The organism is Xanthomonas cucurbitae (genome assembly GCF_002939885.1).
GTDB lineage: Bacteria > Pseudomonadota > Gammaproteobacteria > Xanthomonadales > Xanthomonadaceae > Xanthomonas > Xanthomonas cucurbitae.
Map to the genome: position 1 here is coordinate 15,833 of NZ_MDED01000012.1, position 21,972 is coordinate 37,804.

General features: G+C 65.3%; 12 protein-coding genes. 5 read left to right on the forward strand and 7 right to left on the reverse strand.

Annotated elements, in window-relative coordinates; genetic code table 11:
• Window positions 1–40 precede the first annotated feature (40 nt).
• The 3 genes from XcuCFBP2542_RS08225 to XcuCFBP2542_RS08235 are packed head-to-tail and all read left to right on the forward strand — an operon-like array spanning window position 41 to window position 2,528.
• Window positions 41–619 carry a hypothetical protein gene (locus XcuCFBP2542_RS08225; RefSeq protein WP_104603176.1) on the forward strand — a complete coding sequence of 193 codons (579 nt, stop codon included), beginning with the start codon at window positions 41–43 and terminating at the stop codon, window positions 617–619.
• Window positions 616–1,929, forward strand: coding sequence for a DUF6792 domain-containing protein (locus XcuCFBP2542_RS08230; protein ID WP_104603117.1), 1,314 nt, complete (start codon window positions 616–618; stop codon window positions 1,927–1,929). The genes XcuCFBP2542_RS08225 and XcuCFBP2542_RS08230 overlap by 4 nt, the downstream gene beginning before the upstream one ends.
• Before the next feature lie 29 nt (window positions 1,930–1,958).
• Complete coding sequence (locus XcuCFBP2542_RS08235; RefSeq protein WP_104603118.1) at window positions 1,959–2,528, forward strand: relaxation protein; 570 nt, start codon at window positions 1,959–1,961, stop codon at window positions 2,526–2,528.
• 154 nt (window positions 2,529–2,682) lie between these two features.
• Here the strand turns inward: XcuCFBP2542_RS08235 and ybaL are convergent, their stop codons facing one another.
• From ybaL to XcuCFBP2542_RS08255, 4 genes are all read right to left on the reverse strand, one after another.
• Window positions 2,683–4,380, reverse strand: a complete 1,698-nt coding sequence (gene ybaL, locus XcuCFBP2542_RS08240) for a YbaL family putative K(+) efflux transporter (RefSeq protein ID WP_104603119.1) — start codon at window positions 4,378–4,380, stop codon at window positions 2,683–2,685.
• Between the two features lie 470 nt (window positions 4,381–4,850).
• The gene (locus XcuCFBP2542_RS08245; RefSeq protein ID WP_104603120.1) at window positions 4,851–7,247 is read right to left on the reverse strand and encodes a TonB-dependent receptor plug domain-containing protein; all 2,397 of its coding nucleotides are present in this window, start codon (window positions 7,245–7,247) and stop codon (window positions 4,851–4,853) included.
• A gap of 210 nt (window positions 7,248–7,457) precedes the next feature.
• Window positions 7,458–9,845, reverse strand: coding sequence for a TonB-dependent receptor plug domain-containing protein (locus XcuCFBP2542_RS08250; protein WP_104603121.1), 2,388 nt, complete (start codon window positions 9,843–9,845; stop codon window positions 7,458–7,460).
• A gap of 595 nt (window positions 9,846–10,440) precedes the next feature.
• Window positions 10,441–12,834, reverse strand: a complete 2,394-nt coding sequence (locus XcuCFBP2542_RS08255) for a TonB-dependent receptor plug domain-containing protein (RefSeq protein ID WP_104603122.1) — start codon at window positions 12,832–12,834, stop codon at window positions 10,441–10,443.
• 179 nt (window positions 12,835–13,013) lie between these two features.
• Here XcuCFBP2542_RS08255 and XcuCFBP2542_RS08260 point away from each other — a divergent pair, with 179 nt between their 5' ends.
• Window positions 13,014–14,933, forward strand: coding sequence for an ABC-F family ATP-binding cassette domain-containing protein (locus XcuCFBP2542_RS08260; protein ID WP_104603123.1), 1,920 nt, complete (start codon window positions 13,014–13,016; stop codon window positions 14,931–14,933).
• Window positions 14,934–15,248: 315 nt separating this feature from the next.
• Here XcuCFBP2542_RS08260 and ampR read toward each other — a convergent pair whose 3' ends face one another.
• Window positions 15,249–16,121 (reverse strand): LysR family transcriptional regulator AmpR, encoded by an 873-nt coding sequence (gene ampR / locus XcuCFBP2542_RS08265; RefSeq protein WP_104603124.1) that lies wholly within the window; start codon window positions 16,119–16,121, stop codon window positions 15,249–15,251.
• Between the two features lie 100 nt (window positions 16,122–16,221).
• Here ampR and bla point away from each other — a divergent pair, with 100 nt between their 5' ends.
• Window positions 16,222–17,115 (forward strand): class A beta-lactamase, encoded by an 894-nt coding sequence (bla, locus tag XcuCFBP2542_RS08270; RefSeq protein ID WP_104603125.1) that lies wholly within the window; start codon window positions 16,222–16,224, stop codon window positions 17,113–17,115.
• Between the two features lie 152 nt (window positions 17,116–17,267).
• On the opposite strand, the gene XcuCFBP2542_RS08275 is transcribed toward bla, so the two are convergent.
• Both XcuCFBP2542_RS08275 and XcuCFBP2542_RS08280 read right to left on the reverse strand, forming a co-directional pair.
• A complete protein-coding gene (locus tag XcuCFBP2542_RS08275) occupies window positions 17,268–19,415 on the reverse strand; it encodes a phosphocholine-specific phospholipase C (protein ID WP_104603177.1) in 2,148 nt (715 codons plus the stop codon).
• Between the two features lie 76 nt (window positions 19,416–19,491).
• The gene (locus tag XcuCFBP2542_RS08280) at window positions 19,492–21,906 is read right to left on the reverse strand and encodes a TonB-dependent receptor (protein WP_104603126.1); all 2,415 of its coding nucleotides are present in this window, start codon (window positions 21,904–21,906) and stop codon (window positions 19,492–19,494) included.
• Window positions 21,907–21,972 lie beyond the last annotated feature (66 nt).

Below are 21,972 nucleotides of genomic sequence, written 5' to 3' on the forward strand. Positions count from 1 at the left end.
GGCCGCATTGCTGTGCGCTTGCGGAGCAAAGGAGACCACTATGCAATCCAAGGACGTACAGGCCCATGACGCCGACGGTGATCCGATCTATCGGAAGAATCCGCAGCCTATGCAGGCCTATCGGATCACCATGACCATCGAAGATGCGCCGGGGCCGTTTGGTTTCGTGGATGGCGCGGCTTTTTATCAGATGACTAATCATACGCTGTGCACCCCGATTGAGCCGATAGCCGGGGTCTGGTCCAAGCAAAAAGAAGATAGTGTTCCTGCAGTCTTCAAAAAAATCGATGCCACGACCTATGTGGCGACGATCTTTGCAGATGGCATGATTGATGCAGATTATTATGGAAAGGGTGTGTGTCACTGGGAGTTGGCAGGGGTCGGCATGTCGCTGAAAGCAAGTGGAAGACATGAGGAGACTGACTTTGCGCCTAGCTTGGAGAAACAGCAGATCCTGCAGTCGGCCTCAAAGAAAACCTACTTTTGGAAAGGCGGCTATCCGAGAAGTGGTGTCGATGACTTTCCAGATACAGGCATGCCATCTGCCGAGAGTTACGCTGAGCCCAATCGAAGAAATCTGTTTGTTGTAACTCTCGAGGCGGAGAAGGTGGCCCCATGAGCCTGACCAGTCAGGAATACGCTGCGCTTGCGTATGATGCATATCAAAAGCCAGATAAGGTGGGGCCGACAAGCCCTATCGTAGATATCGGTGGTATTGCTTTCAGACGTCTGGACTATGTAGACAGGCCGTCAGGCTACCAGGGCGTGATTTACGAAAGGGTCGATACCAGGGAAATGGTGGTTGTCCACCGAGGAAGCGAGTTCGATCGTCAGCCCATCCTGGACGGCGCACTGGCCGACGGTGGAATGGTCGCAACCCGTCACAATGCACAGGTAGCGGACGCCATTGCATTTACCCGGGGCGCCTTGGAATATGCAGAGCAGAAGCATGTCAGTACCGGCTTGCCAACACCCGATGTGACGGTTGCAGGCCACTCGCTTGGTGGTAATTTGGCGCAAGTGACTGCACATCACTTCAAGCTCAAGGGGCAGACCTTCGACGCCTACGGCGCGGTCAGTCTGGATCGGCGGATCCCGGAGGGCGGCGGCGATGTAATCAATCACGTCATGGCCGGCGATGCAGTCAGCGCCGCAAGCCGCCATTACGGCCAGGTCCAGGTCTATGCCACAGCGCACGAGATTGCTATTTTAAAGGCCGCTGATTATGTCAACGACGCCGGTGCATTGGATGCGCGTGATCCGGTGTCTGCGGCTGTCAAGCTGGGTGAGTCGCATCGCATGCATAACTTCCTGCCAGTCGATGGGGCCGGCAAACTGGATACATCCGTCTTGGAAGACCCTTCGACGCAGCAGCTCGCCAGGCAGTACGCGCCGATGATCGGGAAGTATCGCGATGACGTGGAAACGCTGCGGGCGGGCGTGACGCTGTACTCGCGCGGAATTCCTGGACTTGTCCACGATGGGATCGATCACCTGCGCGGCCCGTTGGAGCCAGGGGCCGGGCGTCGTGAAATGGATGCGCCCAGCTGGGGGCAGCAGATGCAGCAATTCCAGCAGGACCGCGAGCGCAGCCATGCGCCGCAAACGTGGCAAGTGCCGCTCAAGCAGGACACACAGGATGTGCGTGCGGCATCGTCGACACAGGGCAGGCCGCCAACACTGCAGGACGACCCGGGCGCGTTTCTGGACCGCATGTTGGCCGCCGCACGCAGCGGCGACCGTGATGAGTTTCGTCAGATGACACAGGTGCTGGCCAATGAGCCGCCTGGCCGCGCATTGCGCGCCGAGGCCGTCGAAACGGTGAACCAGCAGGAACAGCAGGCAGTCCAGCAAGCGATGCAAGCGCAGCGGCAACAGGCCGAGCTGCAACAGCAGGAAACCATGCGCGTCGGCGCGCGCAGCCTGTAGGCGTCATCACCAGGAAGGCCGGACATACAATGAATGCACAGAACCCGATGGAGCTGGTCAGCAAGACCGCTGCCTTGATGGAGCAGTTCGAGCGTCGATGCGCCGAATTGGAACACCTGCAACGCCATCTTGCGCAGCAGTTGGAGCAAGTGGCCCAGTCGCTGCCAACTGTGGTCACCCGTTCGGCCGAGCAGACGCTGCAGCGCGTGCCCGACACCTTGATTCGAAGCATCCAGCAGGGAATGGACCAACCCGTCGCCGGCTTCGAGAGGCGGCTACAGCAAGCCGGTGGCTTGATCGGCGAAGGCGCGCAGTCGCTGTCCGATCAACTCAAGCGGATCGAGCGCGGGCAGCGCCTGCTGCTGTGGAAAGGCGCTGCGGTTGTCCTGGGAAGTCTGCTGCTGTTGCTGGGCGGTGGTGGATGGTTGTTGAGCCAGTACCGCCAGGAGATCCGCGACAATCAGTTGCGTGCGGAGTTGCTGCGCGCCTACAACGCGGCGGACGTGACCCTGTGCGAGGGCCGCCTATGCGCGAATGTCGAAACCAAAGGCGCCGCTTACGGTGAAAGGCGTCAGTATCGGCCTGTCAAGCCACGCTGATGTTGGCGGTAGCAACTGCGTTGCCTGTGGCTTCTCGGGGCCTTGCCAAACCGCCTGCGCCAGGACGGAGACAGGCTCCATCGCCGTGATAGTGCTCCATGCGCATCCTTTGGTTTGGCGATGGACCGTGTGCCATCGGGAGTAAGTCGCAGGCTCACGACGCCGGCACGTTCAACGCCCGATATGGCGGGGTGGACATCACCATCTCGGCCAGCGAGTAGGCCAGTTCGCGTTCGGCCAGCACCGCGCCGTCGGCGCCGTGGTCGAGCAGATGCTTCACCTCCGCATCGCTGTGCGCGCGCGCCAGCAGGGTCAGCGACGGATTGATCGCGCGCAGCTTGGCCAGGGCTTCGCCGGCTTCCAGCGGTTGCGGGATGGCCAGGATTGCGATCTTGGCGTGTTCGGGGCTGGCCTCGGCCAGCACCCGGTCGGCGGCCGCGCTGCCGCGGATACCGGGAATGCCGGCGGCATGCGCCTTGGCGACATGCTCGCCGTTGTCGTCGATCACCAGCACCGGGACACCACGCCCGCGCAGCAACTGCGCCAGCGCGCTGCCTACGCGGCCATAGCCGATCACGATGGCATGGCCGCTGGTGGGCAGTGGCGGGCCGGGCGGCAGCTCCGGTTCCACGACCGCCGGCGCATCCTGCGCCTGCCGGGCCTGCCAACGGTCCAGCCACGAGAACAGGAACGGGTTGGCCACGATCGACAGCAGCGCGCCGGCCAGGATCAAATCGCGCCCGGTCTCGGGCAGGATCGCCAGCTGTACGCCCAGGCCGGCCAGGATGAAAGAGAACTCGCCGATCTGCGCCAGGCTGGTGGAAATGGTCAGCGCCGTGCCGGTGGGGTGGCCGAATGCGCGCACGATCAGGAAGGCCGCCAGCGACTTGCCCACCGTCACGGTCAGGAACGTGGCCAGCACCTGCCAGGGGTGTTCGACCAGGATCATCGGGTCGAACAACATGCCCACCGACACGAAGAACAGCACGGCGAATGCGTCGCGTAGCGGCAACGAATCGTTGGCCGCCTTGTGGCTCAGTTCCGATTCCTTGAGCAGCATGCCGGCAAAGAACGCACCCAGCGCGAACGACACGCCGAACAGCGTGGCCGACAGGAACGCCACGCCCAGCGCGATGCCGAGCACAGCCAGGGTGAACAGCTCGCGTGAGCCGGTGGCGGCGACCTTTTCCAGCGACCACGGGATCACCCGGCGCCCGACCACCAGCATCACCGCGACGAAGGCCACCAGTTTCAACACGGTCACGCCGAGCGCGGCCAGCAGCGACGGAGAGTGGCCTGCGTGCGTGGCGGCCGGCGCGCCGGTTCCCAGCACCTCGGCCAGTGCTGGCAGCATCACCAGCGCGATCACCATCACCAGGTCTTCGACGATCAACCAGCCCACCGCGATGCGGCCGCGCTGGGTGTCCAGCAAGCGGCGCTCTTCCAATGCGCGCAGCAGCACCACGGTGCTGGCCACCGACAGCGCCAGGCCGAACACCAGCCCGTGCATCAGCGGCCAGCCCATGCTCCAGGCCAGCGCCCAGCCGAGCAGGGTGGCCACCACGATCTGCGCCAGCGCGCCGGGTACCGCGATCCACTTCACTTCCATCAGATCGTCGAGCGAGAAATGCAGGCCCACTCCGAACATCAGCAGCATCACGCCCAGCTCGGACAGCTGGTTGGCCATGTCCTGGTTGGCCACGAAGCCGGGCGTGAATGGCCCGACGCAGACGCCGGCCAGCAGGTAGCCGACCAGTGGCGAGAGCTTCACCTTCTGTGCGAGCGTGCCCAGCACGAAAGCGACCGCGAGGCCGACGGCGATGATGTCGATGAGGCTGGTGTCGTGATGCATTCCAATCCGTTGTGAGGGAGTCCGGAGAAAGAGCTGGGGCGGGCCCTGGCCAGTATCGCTGCGCAGCGCATCGCCTGCGGGCATTGCGTGCGGATGGCGGGTGTCCGGCGCGAAGGGAACAGGACCGCAGGCGCTGGTCCGGTGTGGCCGGGCCGTCATAGTACACACGGCTTGATTAACGTGATGCGAGCCGTTGTCGGTACCGCTCACCCATGCTCCCTCTGCAGCGGGTCGCTGCCCAGGCTGTCGGTGTGCATCCACGCTGCGTGGTGGATGCAGCCTGATTGCCGGCACGGGAACGGCGCGCCACGGCGGCGGCGTGGACGCCGCACCGGGACGGTGGCATTGCCTTGTCGCGCAACGGGATATCGATGCCCGCCCTGCGGATGCGCCGCGCCGCGCGTGGTCGTCGCAGCGCGACCACGCAGCTGCGCTGCGCCGGACCCCAGCCCGGCGCAGCCTGTCGCGGATCAGAACCGGTAGGTGACCCGGCCGTACCAGTAGCGCCCGTTGAAGCCGAACGGCGAGAGCGACGAATATTGCAGGCCGCTGGCGCGGTCGTCGTAGCCGGTGGTCAGCTGGGCCTTGGTCGGGTACTGGTTGGTGAGGTTGTCTGCGCCGACGGTGAAGGTGAAGGCATTCCAGGTCTGGTTGGCGGCAAGGTTCAACAGCCAACGCGCAGCGTAGGTCTGATCCTGGCTGCCATCGGCCGGGTCGCCGATGCGCTTGATCGCGCCGTAGCGGGTGGCATTGACGTTCAGCGCGAACCCGCCGATCGACCAATCCGCTGCGGCCATGTACTTGGTGCGCGGCGTCGATTGGGTGAGCAGGCCCTGGCTGGCGCGTCCGAAGTTGGGGTTGGACAATTCCAGGATGGTGGTCTTGTTGTAGTTGGCGCTGGCGCTCAGGTTGAGCTTGCCGTAGCTGCCCAGCTCAGCCTGGTAGCTGTTGATCCAGTCCACGCCGCGGGTACGGCTGGTGGCGCCGTTGACGAAGAACTGCACCGCGGCCACCTGGCCGATGGGCTGCGCCAGCTGCAGCTGGTCCGAATACAGAATCTGGTCCCAGATGCGGATCTGGTAGACGTCCAGGCTGGAGGTGAAGTTGGCGGTGGGTTGCCACACGCCGCCCAGCCCGTAGTTGGTGGATTTTTCCGGGCTCAGCGGGCGGGCGCCCAGCTGCAGGGCAACCGGATCGGAGGTGCGGTAGGTGCCCACCTGGACCAACTGGCCGTCCTGCGGCAGGGTGACCACCGAAGCGTAGTTCTGCTGCGCCAACGACGGTGCGCGGAAGCCGTTGGAGACGGTGGCGCGCAGTGCGAACGTATCGGTGAAGGCATAGCGTGCCGACAGCTTGCCCGCACGGGTGGAGCCGGCATCGCTGTAGTTCTCGAAGCGCCCGGCAATACCGCCGGAGAGCTTGTCGGTCAGATCCGCTTCCAGATTGGCGTACACCGCATTGCTGTGGCGGCCGAATTTGCCGGCCACCGAGGGTTCCAGGCCAGAGAACACCTGCGCGCCGCCGGGGTAAGGCGTGCCGGTGGAGGGGTCGATGGTGTTGGGGTCGAAGAAATACGAGGCCGGCGAGCCAGCAGTGATCGCGTAGCGGTCCTGGCGATGCTCGGCACCGAAGGCTACGTTCACCGGATACGCCAGGCCCCAGTCGAAGGACTTGTTGATGTCCAGATTGACCGTGCCCTGTTCGGTCTCGAACCCGCCGGCATTGAAGTTCAGTGGCGAGTTGCCGGTGGACCAGTACAGGCTGGTGTTGATGCTGTCGAGGATGTTGAAGGTCATGTCGTTCTTGCCATAGGTGGCCGACAGGTCCCAATTCCATTCGCTGGCAGTGCTGCCCTTCAATCCCAGCACCGCCGAGCGGTCGTTGACGGGATTGTAGATCTGCGGCAGGAAGCCGTTGGGATACACCGCCTGCACATTGCGGCTGGTGTTGTCATAGGCGCGGTAGTAGCCGTTGGAGGTCACTTCGCGGCGGCTCATGCTCAGATGGCCGTACAGCTCGAGATTAGGCGAGAAGGTGTAGCCGAATGCGGCCAGGCCTTGATAGAACGTGGAATCCGGATCGCCATGGCGTTGGTAGGGCACACCGCCGGGATTGGCCGCACCGGCGATGGTGGTGGCGCGGTTGGTGTTTTCACTGCGATTGGTGTCCATGGTGTTCTGGTAGTTCCAGGACAGCCGCACCCAGCCTGGTGCGGCATCGCCGCCGCCGCCGAACGGCAGGCCGATCGAGCCATCGATACCATTCTGCGCACCATCGCCCTTGTCCATGAGGCCGCCGTTGATCGACACGCTGTTGCTGCCGGCATCGGCGCCATGCTTGAGCACGATATTGACCACGCCGGCGATGGCATCGGAGCCGTATTGCGCCGAGGCGCCGTCGCGCAGCACTTCGATGCGTGCGATCGCCGACATCGGCAGTGAATTGAGATCGGCTGGCGCCGAGCCGCGGCCCACGTAGGGGTTGTAGTTGATGAGCGAGGAGGTGTGGTAGCGCTTGCCGTCGACCAGCACCAGCACCGCGTCCGGCGACAGCCCGCGCAGCGTGGCCGGGCGCGCTGCATCGTTACCGTCGGAAATGGCCGGGCGCGGGAAGTTCAACGAAGGCAGCAATTTGCCCAACGCGGTGGCGATGTCGGTGGCGCCGGTGGCCTGCAGCGATTGCTCGGTGATGATGTCGATCGGCGATTCGGATTCGGCCACGGTGCGGTCGCTCACGCGCGTGCCGGTCACGATCAGGGTATCCAGGGTTTTTTGCGGTTCGGCGGTTTGCGACTGCGCGCCGGCAGTAAACGCGCACAGCGTCAGTGCAGCCGAAATTGCCAGCGAGAGGGCGTTGGAGGTGTGCATGGGGATCAAGGCTCAAAGGGGCGGGTGGGCGTAGCCGCCAGGCTAGGGAATGCCGGTACTGCGGCGGCGGAGGGGAAATCCGTAGTACCCGCGTCCTGCACGCATCGGGAGCCGGGCGTGCAGTGCGGGAACGGCGGTAATCGGCAATGCGCGGTCAGCCGCATTGCCGCGCGAGCAATGCGCCGGTCGTTGCCGCCCGGCGCGCGGCATTCACCATGTGTAGTTCACGTTGGCGTACACCAGTGCGCCGTTGAAGCCGAACGGCGAGGCATTGCTGTAGGGCAGATAGTTGCGCGTGCCCAGGCCGGCTTGCTGGCGATCCGGATATTCGTTGAACACGTTGTCGCCGCCGACGGTGAACGCCCAGGCGCCCAGCTTGTAGGACGCGGCCAGATCCAGCGTCCACTTGGCCGCGTAGGTCTGGTCGCTGCCGGCATTGGTGCCGAAGGTGCTGAACTCGCCCCAGCGCGTGGCGGTGCCGGTGAAGGACCAGTTGCCCGGCGACCAGGTGCCGCCCAGGAAGAACTTGTCGCGCGGCGTCCCTTCGGTGATGCGACCCAGTTCCGCCCGGCCAATGCGGACCGCACCCGGGTCGATCGCCTCCAGCGCGGCCGGGTTGGCGGCGATGCGTTCGATCTCGGTCTTGTTGTAGTTGTAGCCGGTGGTCAGCTCGGCATTTCCGCTGTCCAGGGTCCAGCGATAGCTGCCCACTGCATCCACGCCCTGGGTCTTGGTGTCCACCGCGTTGGTGAAATAGCGCCCGCCACCGATGCCGGGAAACCCGTTGGCCTGCAGATAATTGCGTGCGGCGGTGGAGGTGAGGTTCTCCGACAGCACGATGCGGTCATCGATATCGATGCGGTAGGCATCGACGGTGATGTACAGGTTGTCTACCGGCTGCAGCACCACGCCCAGCCCGTAGTTGTTGGATTCCTCGGCCCTGAGTGGTTCGGCGCCCAGCGCGATGGCCGCCGGGTTATCGGTGCGGAAGGTGCCGATCTCGAACGGAATCGCCGCCACCGTGCCGTTGGGCTGGGCCACATTGAGAAACTGCGTGGCGATCGATTGGAAATTCTGCTGCTGCAACGAGGGCGCGCGGAACCCGGTGGACACCGTGGCACGCAGCGCCACCTTGGGATTGAATGCATACCGCAGCGACAGCTTTCCGGTCGCGGTGTCGCCGAAATCGCTGTACTTCTCGTAGCGCCCGGCAAGACCGGCGGAGAATTTTTCGGTCAGGTCCGCTTCCAGGTCCACATACGCCGAGTGACTGTTGCGGTTGTAGTAGCCGGCATCGGAGCGTTTGAAGCCTGGGAATACCTGCGCGCCCGGGATCAACGCGCCATTGGCCGACGGAATGCCGCCGTTGGCCGAGGAAGCCGCATCGCCCGGTGATTGATTGAACTTCTCGCCGCGCCATTCCGCACCGAAGGCCAGCGTCACCGGATAGGCCAGGCCCCAGTCCAGGGTCTTGGTGAAGTCGGCATTGAGCACGTTTTGCGTCACTTCCAGCGTGCCGGCATGGAAGTTGGTGGGGCTGGCTAGGCCCAAACTGTTGTTCAAGCTGTTGCGTACATCGAAGGTGAGGTTGTTCTGGCCGTAGTTGTAGCTCAGATCGATGTTCAGGCCGCCGTCGGTGGAGGTCTTCAAGCCGCCCACCCACGACACGTCCTTGCTGACGTTGTAGATCTGCGGCAGGAAGCCGTCCGGATAGATTTCCGGGCGGTTGCGGTTGTCGCCGGCAAAGCGGAAGTAGCCGTTGGACAGCACTTCGCGCCGGCTGAGCGTGCCGAACGAATAGAAGGTGAGGTAATCGGTGGGGCTGTATTGACCGTTGAACGACACCGCGCCCTGGTCGATCTCGGGATCGCCGTAACGCTGCTCCACTCGGCCGCCGAACGGCACCGCGCGGTTGGTCTGGTCCGAATGGCCGGCCTGCGCGGCCAGATGCACCTTGCCGGTGCCGGCGAAGCTGAAACCGGCATCGCCGGACAGTTGGTACTGCTCGCCGTCGCCGGCACTGTATTTGCCGTAGCGGCCATTGACGCTACCGCCTTCACCGCTGCCCTTGAGCACGATGTTGATGACGCCGGCGATGGCGTCCGACCCGTATTGCGCCGAGGCACCGTCGCGCAGCACTTCGATGCGCTCCACCGCGGCGATCGGAATGGTGTTGAGATCGGCCGGCGAAGAACCGCGGCCCTGGGTGTCGTTGAGGTTGATGAGCGCGGTGCTGTGGCGGCGCTTGCCGTTGACCAGCACCAGCACCTGGTCCGGCGACAGGCCACGCAGCTGCGCCGGGCGGACCGCATCGGAGCCATCGGAGATGGCGGGACGGGGAAAATTGAGCGAGGGGATTGCGCGTGACAGCGCGGTGGCCAACTCGGTGGTGCCGGTCGATTCCAGTGCCTGTGGCGAAATGATGTCGATCGGCGATGCCGATTCGGCCACGGTGCGATCGGCCACGCGCGTGCCGGTGACGATCAGCGTGTCGAGGGTTTTCTGGGCGGGAGCCTGCGATTGCGCGACTACGGTTGAAGCGGAAAACGACAAGGCAACAACGACAGCGACTGCGAGCGGACTGGACTTGCAATTCATGCGGTGAAAACTCCGAGTGGGGAACGGATGCAGCGCAGTGGGCCCCCTCCCAGGCCGCGTCCGTTGCGGCAGCTGCGGTGCGTTCTCAACCATTAACCACGCGTAACCGCATGTCAAATTTTGGTTACGTTGCGCATGCAACCGTCATCAACAATATGCTGATGCCAACGTTGTCATCGTGCACCAAAGTGATGCGTGGTTCGCACTTCTTTGGAACGCCCCCCGGAATAGCGGCGTTTTGCGCCGGACGTTATGGGGCGTAATATCTGCTATGAAATCTGCGTTTCACGCGGCGATCTGCACGCTTGCTGCACGCCGTTGCGCAAACTGCGCTGCATTGCTTCGCCGCTGTTGCCACCACCGACGCCCACGGTGGTGCCCGCCAGGGACGCATGCAGCCGCTCCCTAAAACGCACATGCCCCGGACTGGCCGGGGCATGTGGTCGAGCGTTTGTGTTCCTGCACAAAAAGCATGCAGATACTTCAAACCCGATTGCAGTCAGCCATATTCGCTGCGGAAACGCATGGAAATCCAGGTGTTCGGGCAGCCAGCGCATGCGCGCAGCGGCGGCATGGGTGGCTCAGCGGGGCAGCGTTACCAGCGATAGTTGATGCGCCCGTAGACATAGGCACCATTGAAGCCGAACGGCGACAGGTTGCTGTATGGGAACTGCCCGCTGGTGGAGTTGGCGAAATTGTTTTCGTCCGGGTATTGGTCCAGCAGGTTGTCTGCGCCCAGGGTCAGCGTCCAGCGGTCCACCTTGTAGCTGGCCGATGCATCCACCACCCACTTGGTACCGAAGGTCTGGTCGTTGATCGCCGCGGCCGGGCGCGTGCTGTACTTGCCGTAGCGGGTGGCACCCAGCGCCAGCGTCCAGTGCTCGGAATTCCAGCTGCCGTTGATGAGGAACTTGTCACGCGGGAAGCCTTCTTCGATGCGGCCGCGCTCAGTGCGGTCGATACGCTCCAGGCTCAGCCCGTTGGCCGACAGCGCCGCCGGGTTGGCGGCCACGCTGCGCACCTCGGTTTCGGAGTAGTTGTAACCGGCGGTCAGGTCCACGCGGCTGGCGGCCAGCTGCCAGCGGTAGCTGCCCACCACGTCCACGCCGCGCGTGCGCGTGTCCACTGCATTGGTGAAGTAACGTCCGCCGTTGATGCCGAAGATGCCCTGCGATTCCAGCAGGCTGCGCACGCCGGCACCGGTGAGGTTGGACGACAGCACGATGCGGTCGTCCACATCGATCTGGTACGCATCCACGGTGAGATAGAGCGCATCGGTGGGCTGCAGCACCAGGCCCAGGCTGTAGGACAGCGAGGTTTCCGCATCCAGCGGTTCGGCACCGAAGGCGCGCGCTACGCTGCTGTCGGCCGGGAAGGTGCGGATCTCGAATGGATTAGGGTTGCCGGCCAGGAAGGTGGTGCTGGTGGACTGGAAATACTGCTGCGGTAGCGACGGCGCGCGGAAGCCGGAGGCCACCGTGCCGCGCAATGCGATCTTGTCGGTAAACGCATAGCGCGCCGACGCCTTGCCCGAGGCCTGGCTGCCGAAATCGCTGTAGTCCTCATAACGCCCGGCAAGCCCGGCGGAGAACTTGTCGGTGAAGTCGGCTTCGATGTCGGCATACAACGCGTAGCTGTCGCGCGAATACTGCCCGGACACGCTGGGTGCGAATCCGCCGAAGCCCTGCGCGCCGCCGGCCAGCGTGCCAGCCTGGAAGTACGAGCCCACTTCGCCCGGCGACTGGTTCCACTTTTCGTTGCGGTACTCGGCACCGAAGGCCACGGTCACCGGATACGCCAGGCCCCAGTCGAAACCGCGCTTGACGTCCAGGTTGACGATGTTCTGCGTGGTCTCCAGCGCGCCGTCGTAGAACGAGGTGGGCGAGGTCGGCCCCAGGCTCACGTTGAGCGTGTTGCGGGTGTGGAAGTCGATGCGGTTGTAGCCGTAGTTATAGCTGGCATTCCAGTCCCAGCCGCCGGCGGTGGCGCCGCGCACGCCGGCCACCAGCGAACGGTCCTTGGCGTAGCTCTGGATCTCCGGCAAAAAGCCCTGTGGGTAGACCGACAGGATGTTCTGGCTGCTGCCTGGCGCGCGGAAGAACGCGAACGAGGTGATGTCGCGGTTGCTGGCGGTGGCGAAGGCGTAGCCGGTGATGCTGTCGCTGAACTGGTATTCGGTAGTGAGCGAGGCGGCCTGCGCATTGACGTCCGGGTCGCCGATCTTGAATGCCTTCTGGCCCACGGCCGGCTGCGAGACGCTGGGCGCGCCGGCATAGCCGCGTGCGCGGTCGGTGGGGTCCTGCTGGTTGAGCTGGGCGGCCACGTGCAGCCAGCCGCGGTCGCCGCCATAGGCCACGCCGGTGTCGCCGGACAGCTCGTAGTTGCTGCCGTCGCCGGCCGAGTACTGGCCGAAGCCGGCCTGCAGGCTGCCGCCCTGTTCGGCGCCCTTGAGCACGATGTTGACCACGCCGGCGATGGCATCGGAGCCGTATTGCGCCGAGGCGCCGTCGCGCAGCACTTCCACCCGTGCGATCGCCGTCACCGGGATGGTGTTCAGATCCACTGCGGCGGCGCCGCGGCCGATGGTGCCGTTGAGGTTGAGTAGCGAGGAGGTGTGGCGGCGCTTGCCGTTGACCAGCACCAGCACCTGGTCCGGCGACAGGCCGCGCAGCTGGGCAGGGCGGATCGCGCTGGTGCCGTCGCTCAGCGCCGGGCGCGGAAAGTTCAGCGAGGGCAGCGCGCGCGCCAGCGCGGTGGCCAGCTCGGGGGTGCCGGTGGCCTGCAGCGACTCGGCGCTGATGATGTCGATCGGCGACTGCGATTCGGCCACGGTGCGGTCGGCCACGCGGGTGCCGGTGACGATCACCGTATCCAGGGTGTTGGCGGTGCTGGCCGGCGCGGTGGCAGGTGCGGCGGTCTGGGCCTGGGCGGGAGAGGCAAGCAGTGCAGCGACCACGGCGGTCGCAAGCGAAGACAGGGGGATGTTCATGACAACTCCGAAACGTGGGTCCGGGCAAGGCCCGGCAAGACTGGGCAGGTGGCGTCGGGCGCGGGCGAAGATCTGCATCGGCCAACCTGAAGGCGCTAATTATTCGTTAACGCTAGAATGGCGTCGCAGGAATGCTGCTCATCTGCTCATTCCTTTTCGTTCTATCGGACTGTCCATCAATGATTTCCCTGCGCAACTTCTCCATGCGACGCGGCGAGCGTCTGCTGTTGTCCAACGTCGACCTGACCATGCATGCCGGCTACCGCGTTGGCGTGGTGGGCCGTAACGGTACTGGCAAGTCGAGCCTGTTTGCCGCAGTAAAGGGCGAGCTGGAGGCCGACAAGGGTGACTTGGACCTGCCCGGCAAGGTGCGCACCGCCAGCGTCTCGCAGGAAACCCCGTCCTTGCCCGACCCGGCGCTGTCGTTTGTGCTCGGCGGCGATATCGAAGTGTCTGCGGTGCTGCAGGAAGAGGCCGAGGCCACCGCCCGCGAGGACTGGGAGGCGGTCGCCAACGCGCACCAGAAGATGGCCGAGATCGGCGCCTACGACGCCGAGGCGCGCGCCGGCAAGCTGCTGCACGGCCTGGGCTTCCCGGCCGATACGCACCACCGCGCGGTGTCCTCGTTCTCCGGTGGCTGGCGGGTGCGTCTGAATCTGGCGCGCGCGCTGATGATGCCCAGCGACCTGCTGCTGCTCGACGAACCCACCAACCACCTGGACATGGATGCGGTGCTGTGGCTGGAGCAATGGCTGCTCAAGTACCCGGGCACCTTGCTGTTGATCTCGCACGACCGCGAATTTCTCGACAACGTGGCCACCCATACGCTGCACCTGCACAGTGGCACCGCCAAGCTGTATGTCGGCGGCTATACCGATTTCGAGCGCCAGCGCATCGAGCACCTGCGCCAGCAGCAGATCGCGCACGACAAGGAACAGGCCGAGCGCGCGCATCTGCAGAGCTTCATCGACCGCTTCAAGGCGCAGGCCAGCAAGGCCACCCAGGCGCAGAGCCGCATGAAGCGCCTGGCCAAGATGGCCGGCACCGAGGCGGTGCGCGCCGAGCGCGAATTCCGCATCCAGTTCGCCCAGCCCAATCGGCTGCCGTTTTCGTTGATCCGCTTGAATCATCTGCAAGCGGGTTATCCCGCGCCCGCGTCCCTTCCCCCGCGTACGGGGGAAGGTGCCCGAAGGGCGGATGGGGGCGACGCTGCCACGGTCATCCTGCACGATGTCGGTTTCGGCCTGGAAGCAGGTGATCGGATCGGGTTGTTGGGGCCCAATGGCGCGGGTAAGTCCACCCTGGTCAAGACCCTGGTGGGCGAGCTGGCACCGTTGTCGGGCGAGCGCAGTGCGCATCCGGACCTGCGCATTGGCTACTTCGCCCAGCACACGGTGGAATCGCTGCATGAAGGCCAGTCGCCGATGGACCACTTCCGCAACCTGTCGCCGGATGGTTCCAATCAGGCGTTCCGCGATTTCCTGGGTAAATGGAATTTTGCCGGCGACCGCGCTTTCGAAGTGGTGGACGGCTTCTCCGGCGGCGAGCGCGCGCGTCTGGCGCTGGCGCTGATCGCCTGGCAGCAGCCCAACGTGCTGTTGCTGGACGAACCGACCAACCACCTGGATCTGGAAATGCGCGAGGCGCTGGCCGAAGCGCTGAGCGATTTCGAAGGCGCCATCGTGATGGTCTCGCACGACCGCCATCTGATCGGCCTGGTCTGCGACAGTTTCTGGCGCGTGGCCGATGGCGTGGTCGAACCGTTCGCTGGTGACCTGGACGAATACGCCGCGTGGCTGCGCAGCCGCCCGGCCGCGCAGGGCACCAAGCAGAAGATGGCCGAAGTGGCACCCACCCCGCCGCCGCCGACCAAACCGCTGCCGCCGAAAAAAGCCGTCAACCCGCATAAGCTGGCCAGCGCTGAACAGCGCGTGGGCGAGCTGGAGGCGGCGCTTGCAGAACTCGACCGCGCACTGGCCAACCCTGCCAACTATGCCGACAGCGAAAAGATGGCAGTGCTGGGCCGCGACCGCGAGGCTACCGCGCAGCAACTGGCCGCAGCGGAAGCGGCGTGGATGGAGCTGATCGAGGGGGTATAGGAGCGGGGGCGCGATGATGGGGCTGGTGAGAGTGCCTGTTGATCGATGATGCGTAGAGCTTGAAGGTGATGGAAGTGCGCTTCGCGCCCGCACCCTCATCCGGCGCTACGCGCCACCTTCTCCCAGCGGGAGAAGGGAGCAAGCCGCAGCTCTGGTGATTAACAGCCCCTCTCCCTGCGGGAGAGGGGTTGGGGTGAGGGTACGGCGGAAGACAGCCATCTTGATGGAGGGGCCAGGTGTGGTGCGGCGTAGCCATCTCATAAGGGAGGCAGTGTCGAGTGCACGCAGGCAATCACCACTGGAACGCAGTCCACTTCACCCCGGCTTTTGCTCCACCAACAACCACGCAAGCAACCTCCTCCCAGCCTCGCTCCCCGGCCGCGAGCGCAGTCGCGTCAGCCAGTAACGCCCCGCATCGATCGTGATCGGGAACGGGCACACCAGCCGCCCGGCATCCAGATCCTGGCGAAACATCGGCAGCGGCAACAACGCCACGCCGGCACCGGCTGCCGCGGCGCTGGCCAGCGTCAATGAGGAATCGAACATCGCCCCGCGTGCGGCGACCTCGGCCACGCCCGCTGCGCGAAACCACTGCGGCCATTCGTCCAGACGGTACGAGCGCAATAACGGCAGCTGGGCCAGATCGGCTGGTGTGCACAGGCCACGCGCCATGTTGGGTGCGCACACCGGCGCGAACGGTGCTTCCATCAGCGCCTGCGCAATCTGGCCCTGCCAGTCGCCATCGCCGAAACGGATCGCCAGATCCAGCCCTTCGCCGGCCAGATCGACCCGGTTGTTGTGGGTGGACAGGCGCAGTTCGATCTCCGGATGCGCGGCATGAAAGGCCGGCAATCGCGGCAGTAGCCAGCCGGTGGCGAAGGTACCCACAACGCCCACGCTGAGCACGTCGCGATAGCGCCCATCGGCGAAGCGCTCCAGGGTGGCGGCGATGCGGTCGAAGGCCTCGCCCAGCACCGGTGCCAACGCCGCGCCCTCGTCGGTCAGCGTCACCCCGCGCGGCAGGCGATGGAACAGGCTGGTGCCCAGCCGTTGCTCCAGCGCCTTGATCTGGTGGCTGAGTGCGGCCTGGCTCACGCACAGCTCGTTCGCTGCACGGGTCAGGTTTTGATGGCGCGCGGCGGCTTCGAACGCGCGCAGGGCATTGAGCGGGAGGCGGGGGCGGGGCATCGAGAGAGATTAGTTCAATTCATGCCTGTGATCGAAACATCGCGATGGTCGGCTGCGGCGTGCGCATCGATACTGCGGGCTCCCTCAAGGAGGCAAACGCATGTTGAATCGGCGAGAGTTCTTGTGCGCAACCGGCGCGGGCATGCTGTCTGCGGCGTCCAGACCCGCGCGCGCACTCAGCCCGGCGGTGAATATGGACGACCTGCTGCGGGCACAATGGGCGGACATCGAACGTGGCACCGGTGGTCGCCTGGGCATCAGCCTGCTCGACAGCGCCACCGGCTGGCGCCTCGGGCAGCGCGAGAACGAGCGCTTTCCGATGTGCAGTACCTTCAAATTTGTATTGGCAGCCGCGGTGCTGCAGCGGGTGGATCAGGGCAAGCTCACGCTGGCGCAACCGGTCAAGATCCGTGCCTCGGACATGCTGGAGCATGCCCCGGTCACCAAGCGCCATGTCGGCGGCGCGCTGAGTGTCGGCGACCTGTGCCGGGCCACGATGATCTATAGCGACAACCCGGCTGCCAACCGGTTGTTCCCGCTGGTCGGCGGCCCACCCGGCGTGACCGCCTTCCTGCGCGGTATCGGCGATGCCAAGACCCGCAGTGACCGCTACGAGCCGGAGATGAACGGGTTCGCCCCCGGCGAGCCGCGCGACACCACCACCCCGGTGGCCATGGCGTCGACGCTGCGCACGCTGCTGCTTGGCGCTGCGCTGCAGCCTGCCTCCCGCAAGCAGCTGACCGACTGGATGATCGACAACCGCACCGGCGACGACTGCCTGCGAGCGGGGCTCACGGCCGACTGGAAGATCGGCGACAAGACCGGTAGCAACGGCACCGATACCCGCAACGACATCGCCATCCTCTGGCCGCCGAAGGGCCGGCCGCCACTGCTGCTGACCACGTACTTGAACGGTGCCAAGGTCGACGATGCTGCACGCGATGCGGCGCTGAAGGCGGTGGCGGTCGCGGTGCGGGAATGGTTTGGAAGGTGAGCCTGCCGAAGCGACACGTGCCGCTAGCGGCGCATGTCGATTCGGCAGGCACGATGCTGGCTAGGGAGGTTGCGACGTTCTTCCACGCAGCGGCGTGATGCGGAGCGATGGTTGCCGCTGGCCAGCGGCAACATTCAACCTGGCACGGCCACTCAACCCAGCGCGCCGATGATGACAGGCCTGTCCTGTTGCAACCGCGCAGGCCCCCCCATGGCGGGATCGCTGACGCTGTCGGCGCCGGTTTCGATACGACCAGCCAGGCGCTGGGCCGCGCCGTCGTGGTGCACCCACAGGTCGTACCAGCCGCCGGTTCCTGCCGCTTTCCAACGGCGCTGCTCGGTCGCGCCGGGCGCAATGCCGAGGCGCTCGTGCGGCTGCGCGGCTGCATAGGCACCTGGTTGTAGCTCCACCTGCACGGCAGCGCTGCCGCCATTGCGCAGCGATAGCAACACGGCTGTGGCGTCGTTCGGATCTTGTGCGATCTCAGCCACCAGTAACGGGGCGCTCAGGTCGCCGCGATAATGACGATGGAATCCAGCCGGGCCGATCAGCCACAGATCGTAGCGGCCATCGTAGGTGGCCCAGTCGCCGTCCAACACGGCATCGGGGCCGACCGTGTAGCGGCGCGGGATCGCTGCCAGGTCGTAGCGGTCATAGACCTGCAACACCAGTGCTCCGCCGCTGTTGTGCATGCGTAGCCGCACCTCGCCACGCTCGGGCACATGCGCCAATTGCACGCTCGGGCGATACGGCACGGCGCGCGAGCGGCGCACGCCGAAGGCTTGCGCGGGCGGTTGCAAGGTGGCCGGCAGCGGCGGCAGCGTGTGCTCGCGCATGGCCGCTGCACGCGTTGCCGCATCGCCCACATCCGGTAGCGTTGCGACGAATGGGCGTGCATCGGCGCTGCGGAAGTCGAACGCATTGGTCAGGTCGCCACACACCGCACGCCGCCATGGCGTGATCTCCGCTGCCTGCACGCCAAACCGCCGTTCCAGCAGGCGCAGCACCGAGGTGTGGTCGTACACCTGCGAATCCACCCAGCCGCCACGGCTCCACGGCGAAATGACATACAGCGGCACGCGCGGACCAAGCCCGTACGGGCGGCCGCGTAGCTCAAGCAGATCCACTTTCTGCTCGCCCGGTGCAGGCTGGCGATGGTCGTCGTCGTCGGTGGCGATGCTGGAGGCGCCGGCAAACCCGCTAGCGGCACGCGGGTCCGGCGATGGCGGCGCAGGTGGCGGCATGTGATCGAAGAAGCCGTCGTTCTCGTCGAACATCAGCAGTAATGCCGTGCGGCTCCACACCTGCGGATCGGCGGTGAGCGCATCCAACACCCGCGCGGTATAGGCCGCGCCCTGCGCCGGGCTGGATGGGTCCGGGTGCTCGCTGCCTGCCGCGTCGGCAATGACGAAACTCACCGACGGCAGGCGGCCGGCCAGCACATCCTCGCGCAGCTGCGCCACGCCGCGGGTGCTGACGCCGCGCGCGCGCAGCTGCGCATCGTGACCGGGCGCCTGGCGGTAGGCATGGCGAAAGGTCTCGAATCCGGCCAGCGGGTTGTCGGTGAAGTTGTCGGCCATGTCCTGGTAGATCTGCCAGGACACCCCGGCGTGCTGCAACTGCTCGACATAGGTGGTCCAGCGATACGGCTCGGCAAAACCGCCCAGTTCCGGAAAGTTGTCGTGCGAGTTGCCGATCACCGGCCCGCCATGGTGCGCCTGCGGGTCGTTGCCGCCGGTCCACAGGAACACCCGGTTGGAATTGGTGCCGGTCTGGATCGAGGCATGGTACGCATCGCACATGGTGAACGCATCGGCAAGCGCGTACTGGAAGGGAATATCGGCACGCCCGTAGTAGCCCAGCGCGTGATTGTGCTTGGCCGCCGTCCAGTGCCCGAGCCGGCCATGGTCCCAGGCCCGTTGTGCGTCCGGCCAGCTGTGCGGCGTGCCCTTGATGCGCATGAAGCCGAATTGCGCTGCGGTATCGAGCGCGAACGGCGTCAACCACTGCGTGCCGTCTTCGCTGGGCTGCAGCCACACCGTGCGCGAGGGCGCACCTGGCAGCGGTGGAGCCGGAATCGGAAAGCGATCGCCAAAGCCGCGCACGCCAGGCAGTGCGCCGAAGTAATGATCGAACGCGCGGTTCTCCTGCATCAGGATCACCACATGCTGCAGATCTTCCAGCGTGCCACTGCGGCGGTCCGGTGCGATGGCGGCGGCACGCGCGATGCTGGGCAGCAGGGCGGCCGCGCCGCTGGTCAGGCCGGCTTGCAGCAAACGGCGGCGGGGCAGGTCGATCATGGGCATTCGCATCGCATCGAAAGGGATGCCCACAGCGGTGTGCACTGCGAGCATCGCACAGCATGGCAGGTCGTCGTTACAGATCCAGCGTCAGCGTCAGCCCAAGCGTGCGCGGCGCGGCGATGAACGCGCTATCGCTGCCGTCCACCCCTTCCAGATAGCGCTTGTCGGTGAGGTTGCTGACGTTGAGTGCCAGCTGCAGGCCCTTCAGCTGCGGTGACAGCTGCGCCAGCTCCAGCCCCAGATTCGCAGTGAAGGTAGTCACGCCATCGAGCGCGGTGCGGTTGGAGGCATCCAGGTAGCGCTTGCCCAGATACCGACCGGACACACCGAAGCGCCATGCCTGCCCGCGCCAGTCGGCCGACATCACCAAGGTGTTGCGCGGTTGGCCGATCACCTGCGCACCGGGGGTGATCTCCAGCGCGGTATCGCGTGCCGTATCGCCACTGCCCAGGTAATCGGCCTTGTTGTAGGTGTAGGCGCCATTGATGCGCCAGCCGTTGTCCCAGCCGTAGCCCAGTGCGGCTTCCACGCCGCGCGCATGCACACCGCCGAAGTTCTCGTACACGCCGTCGGTTTCGCCCAGGTAGTCGATGCCGGTAACGAAGTTGGCCGGCACATAGACGATGCGGTTATCGAAGCGGATGTCGTACAGGGTGAGGCTACCGGTCAACGGCCAGCGGCTGAGGCGCAGGCCCAGTTCTACGTTGTCGGCGGTCTCCGGCTTCACCCGGCTCAAGGCGATCGGGTCGGTTTCGCCCAGTACGCCGGAGGGAATCGCCGCAAAATTCTGCGAGTACCCGGCAAAGGCTTCCAGCCCCTGCACCGGTGTGGTCCAGGTCAGGCCGGCCGACAGCAGCGGGTCTGAATGCGCATCCGATTCCACATGCTGCGCATCGCCGATGCGGCGGTCGCGGGTCTGGTCGAGAAAGAATTGCTTCACCCCCACGCGCCAGGCGAACGCGCCATAGCGCATCACATCTTCCACGTAGTACATCTGCTCGTCTGTCTGGTATTCGTCCTTGAACTGCACCCAGTACGGCTGGTGATCGAAGCTGATGTTGGTGCCCACGTTGAGCAGGCGATGCCAGTCGCGGGTGACGCTGCGGTCATAGCGCTCCAGCCACGCGCCGGCACGCACGGTGTTGTCGATCGGCCCGAGGTCGTGGCGCCATTCCACATCGACCATGGCGCCGGCGCGGTGGTTGTCGTAGTGGCTGTGGCGATACGACTGCACCGGCACCGAGCCTGCCGGATAGCAGGCTGGATTCGATTCGGCCGGTATCGCATCACTGCCGGTGCAGCCGGCCAGCTGCGTGGCTGCGGCGCCGCCGGGAGTGAGGTAGTGCAGCTTGCCCAGGTCGCTGCCGCCGTACACGGTGTTGCCGCCGCGCGCCTCCGATTCCGGCGCGCCGGCTCCGTCATTGGTGACATCCACCAGGTAGGGCGGGATCCAGTCGCCGCGGCCCTGCATGCGGTGTGCGTAGCCGGTGAGCGTGGCCTTGATGCCGCTGCCGCCGTCGAAGGCGCCGCGCAGGTAGCCAAACGTGTTTTTGCGCAATGCACGCGAGCCGGAACGGTAGTTCTGGTCCAGAGACGGGATGCCGGTGAGCCTGCCGGTCAGCAGATCGTGTTCGGGGTCGCGCGCAAACTGCTCCGGCGTCACGCTGGTGTATTCGGATTCGTCGGCATCGTTGTAGGAGGCGTAGCCGCTGAGCGTCCAGGCACCCAACGCGCTGACGAACTTGCCGGCCAGGTGATCGCGGCGGGTGTGGCCGCTACCGTCGATCCAGTCGTCGTTGCGCGCCGACGAACCGCTGATCCAGGCGCGCGTGTTGCCGCCCACCATGCCGGTGTCGTAGCGCGCGTAGTACTTGCGCGCCTGGTTGTCGCCGATGCCGCCGATCACGCGCACGCGCTGTTCTTCCAGCGGCTCGCCGGTGAGGTAGTTCAAGGTGCCGCCCAGCGCCTCGTTCGAGCGCGAGGCGATATCGGCGGTGCCCTGGCTCACTTCCACCGTCTCCAGGTCCGGCATGTCGATGAAGCGGTTGGCCTTGGAGCCACCGCCATAGGCCGAGCCGCCATTGGGGACGCCATCGATGGTGGTGCCGATCTGCTGTGTGTCGCGGTTGCTGACGAAACCGCGCATGCTGATCTGGGTGCCCCAATCCGACGAGCCGAACGCATCGGCTTCGGTGACCACCACGCCGGGCAACTCGTTGAGCGCGCCGTTGACGCTGCCCAGCACGAATTGCCGGTCCAGCATCTCCTTGCTCACCGTGGTCTTGGAATAGGTCATCGCCTGGCCGACTACCTGCACCTGCCCCAGCGTGGAGACTTGCTCGCCATTGCCGGTCGGTGCGTCGCTCGCAACCAAGCCTGGCATTGCGTCGTCTGGAGCGTGCTGTGCGTAAGCGGGCAGGGTGAGCGGAATCAGCAGTAATGCGAGCGTTGCCGGGTGGCGCACGCGCGAGGAGGACGTCGAATCCATTGCAATCCAACAGCGGGGGATCTGCGAAGCCTGCCGCGCTTGCGTTGCGTGATGATGACCGCAGCA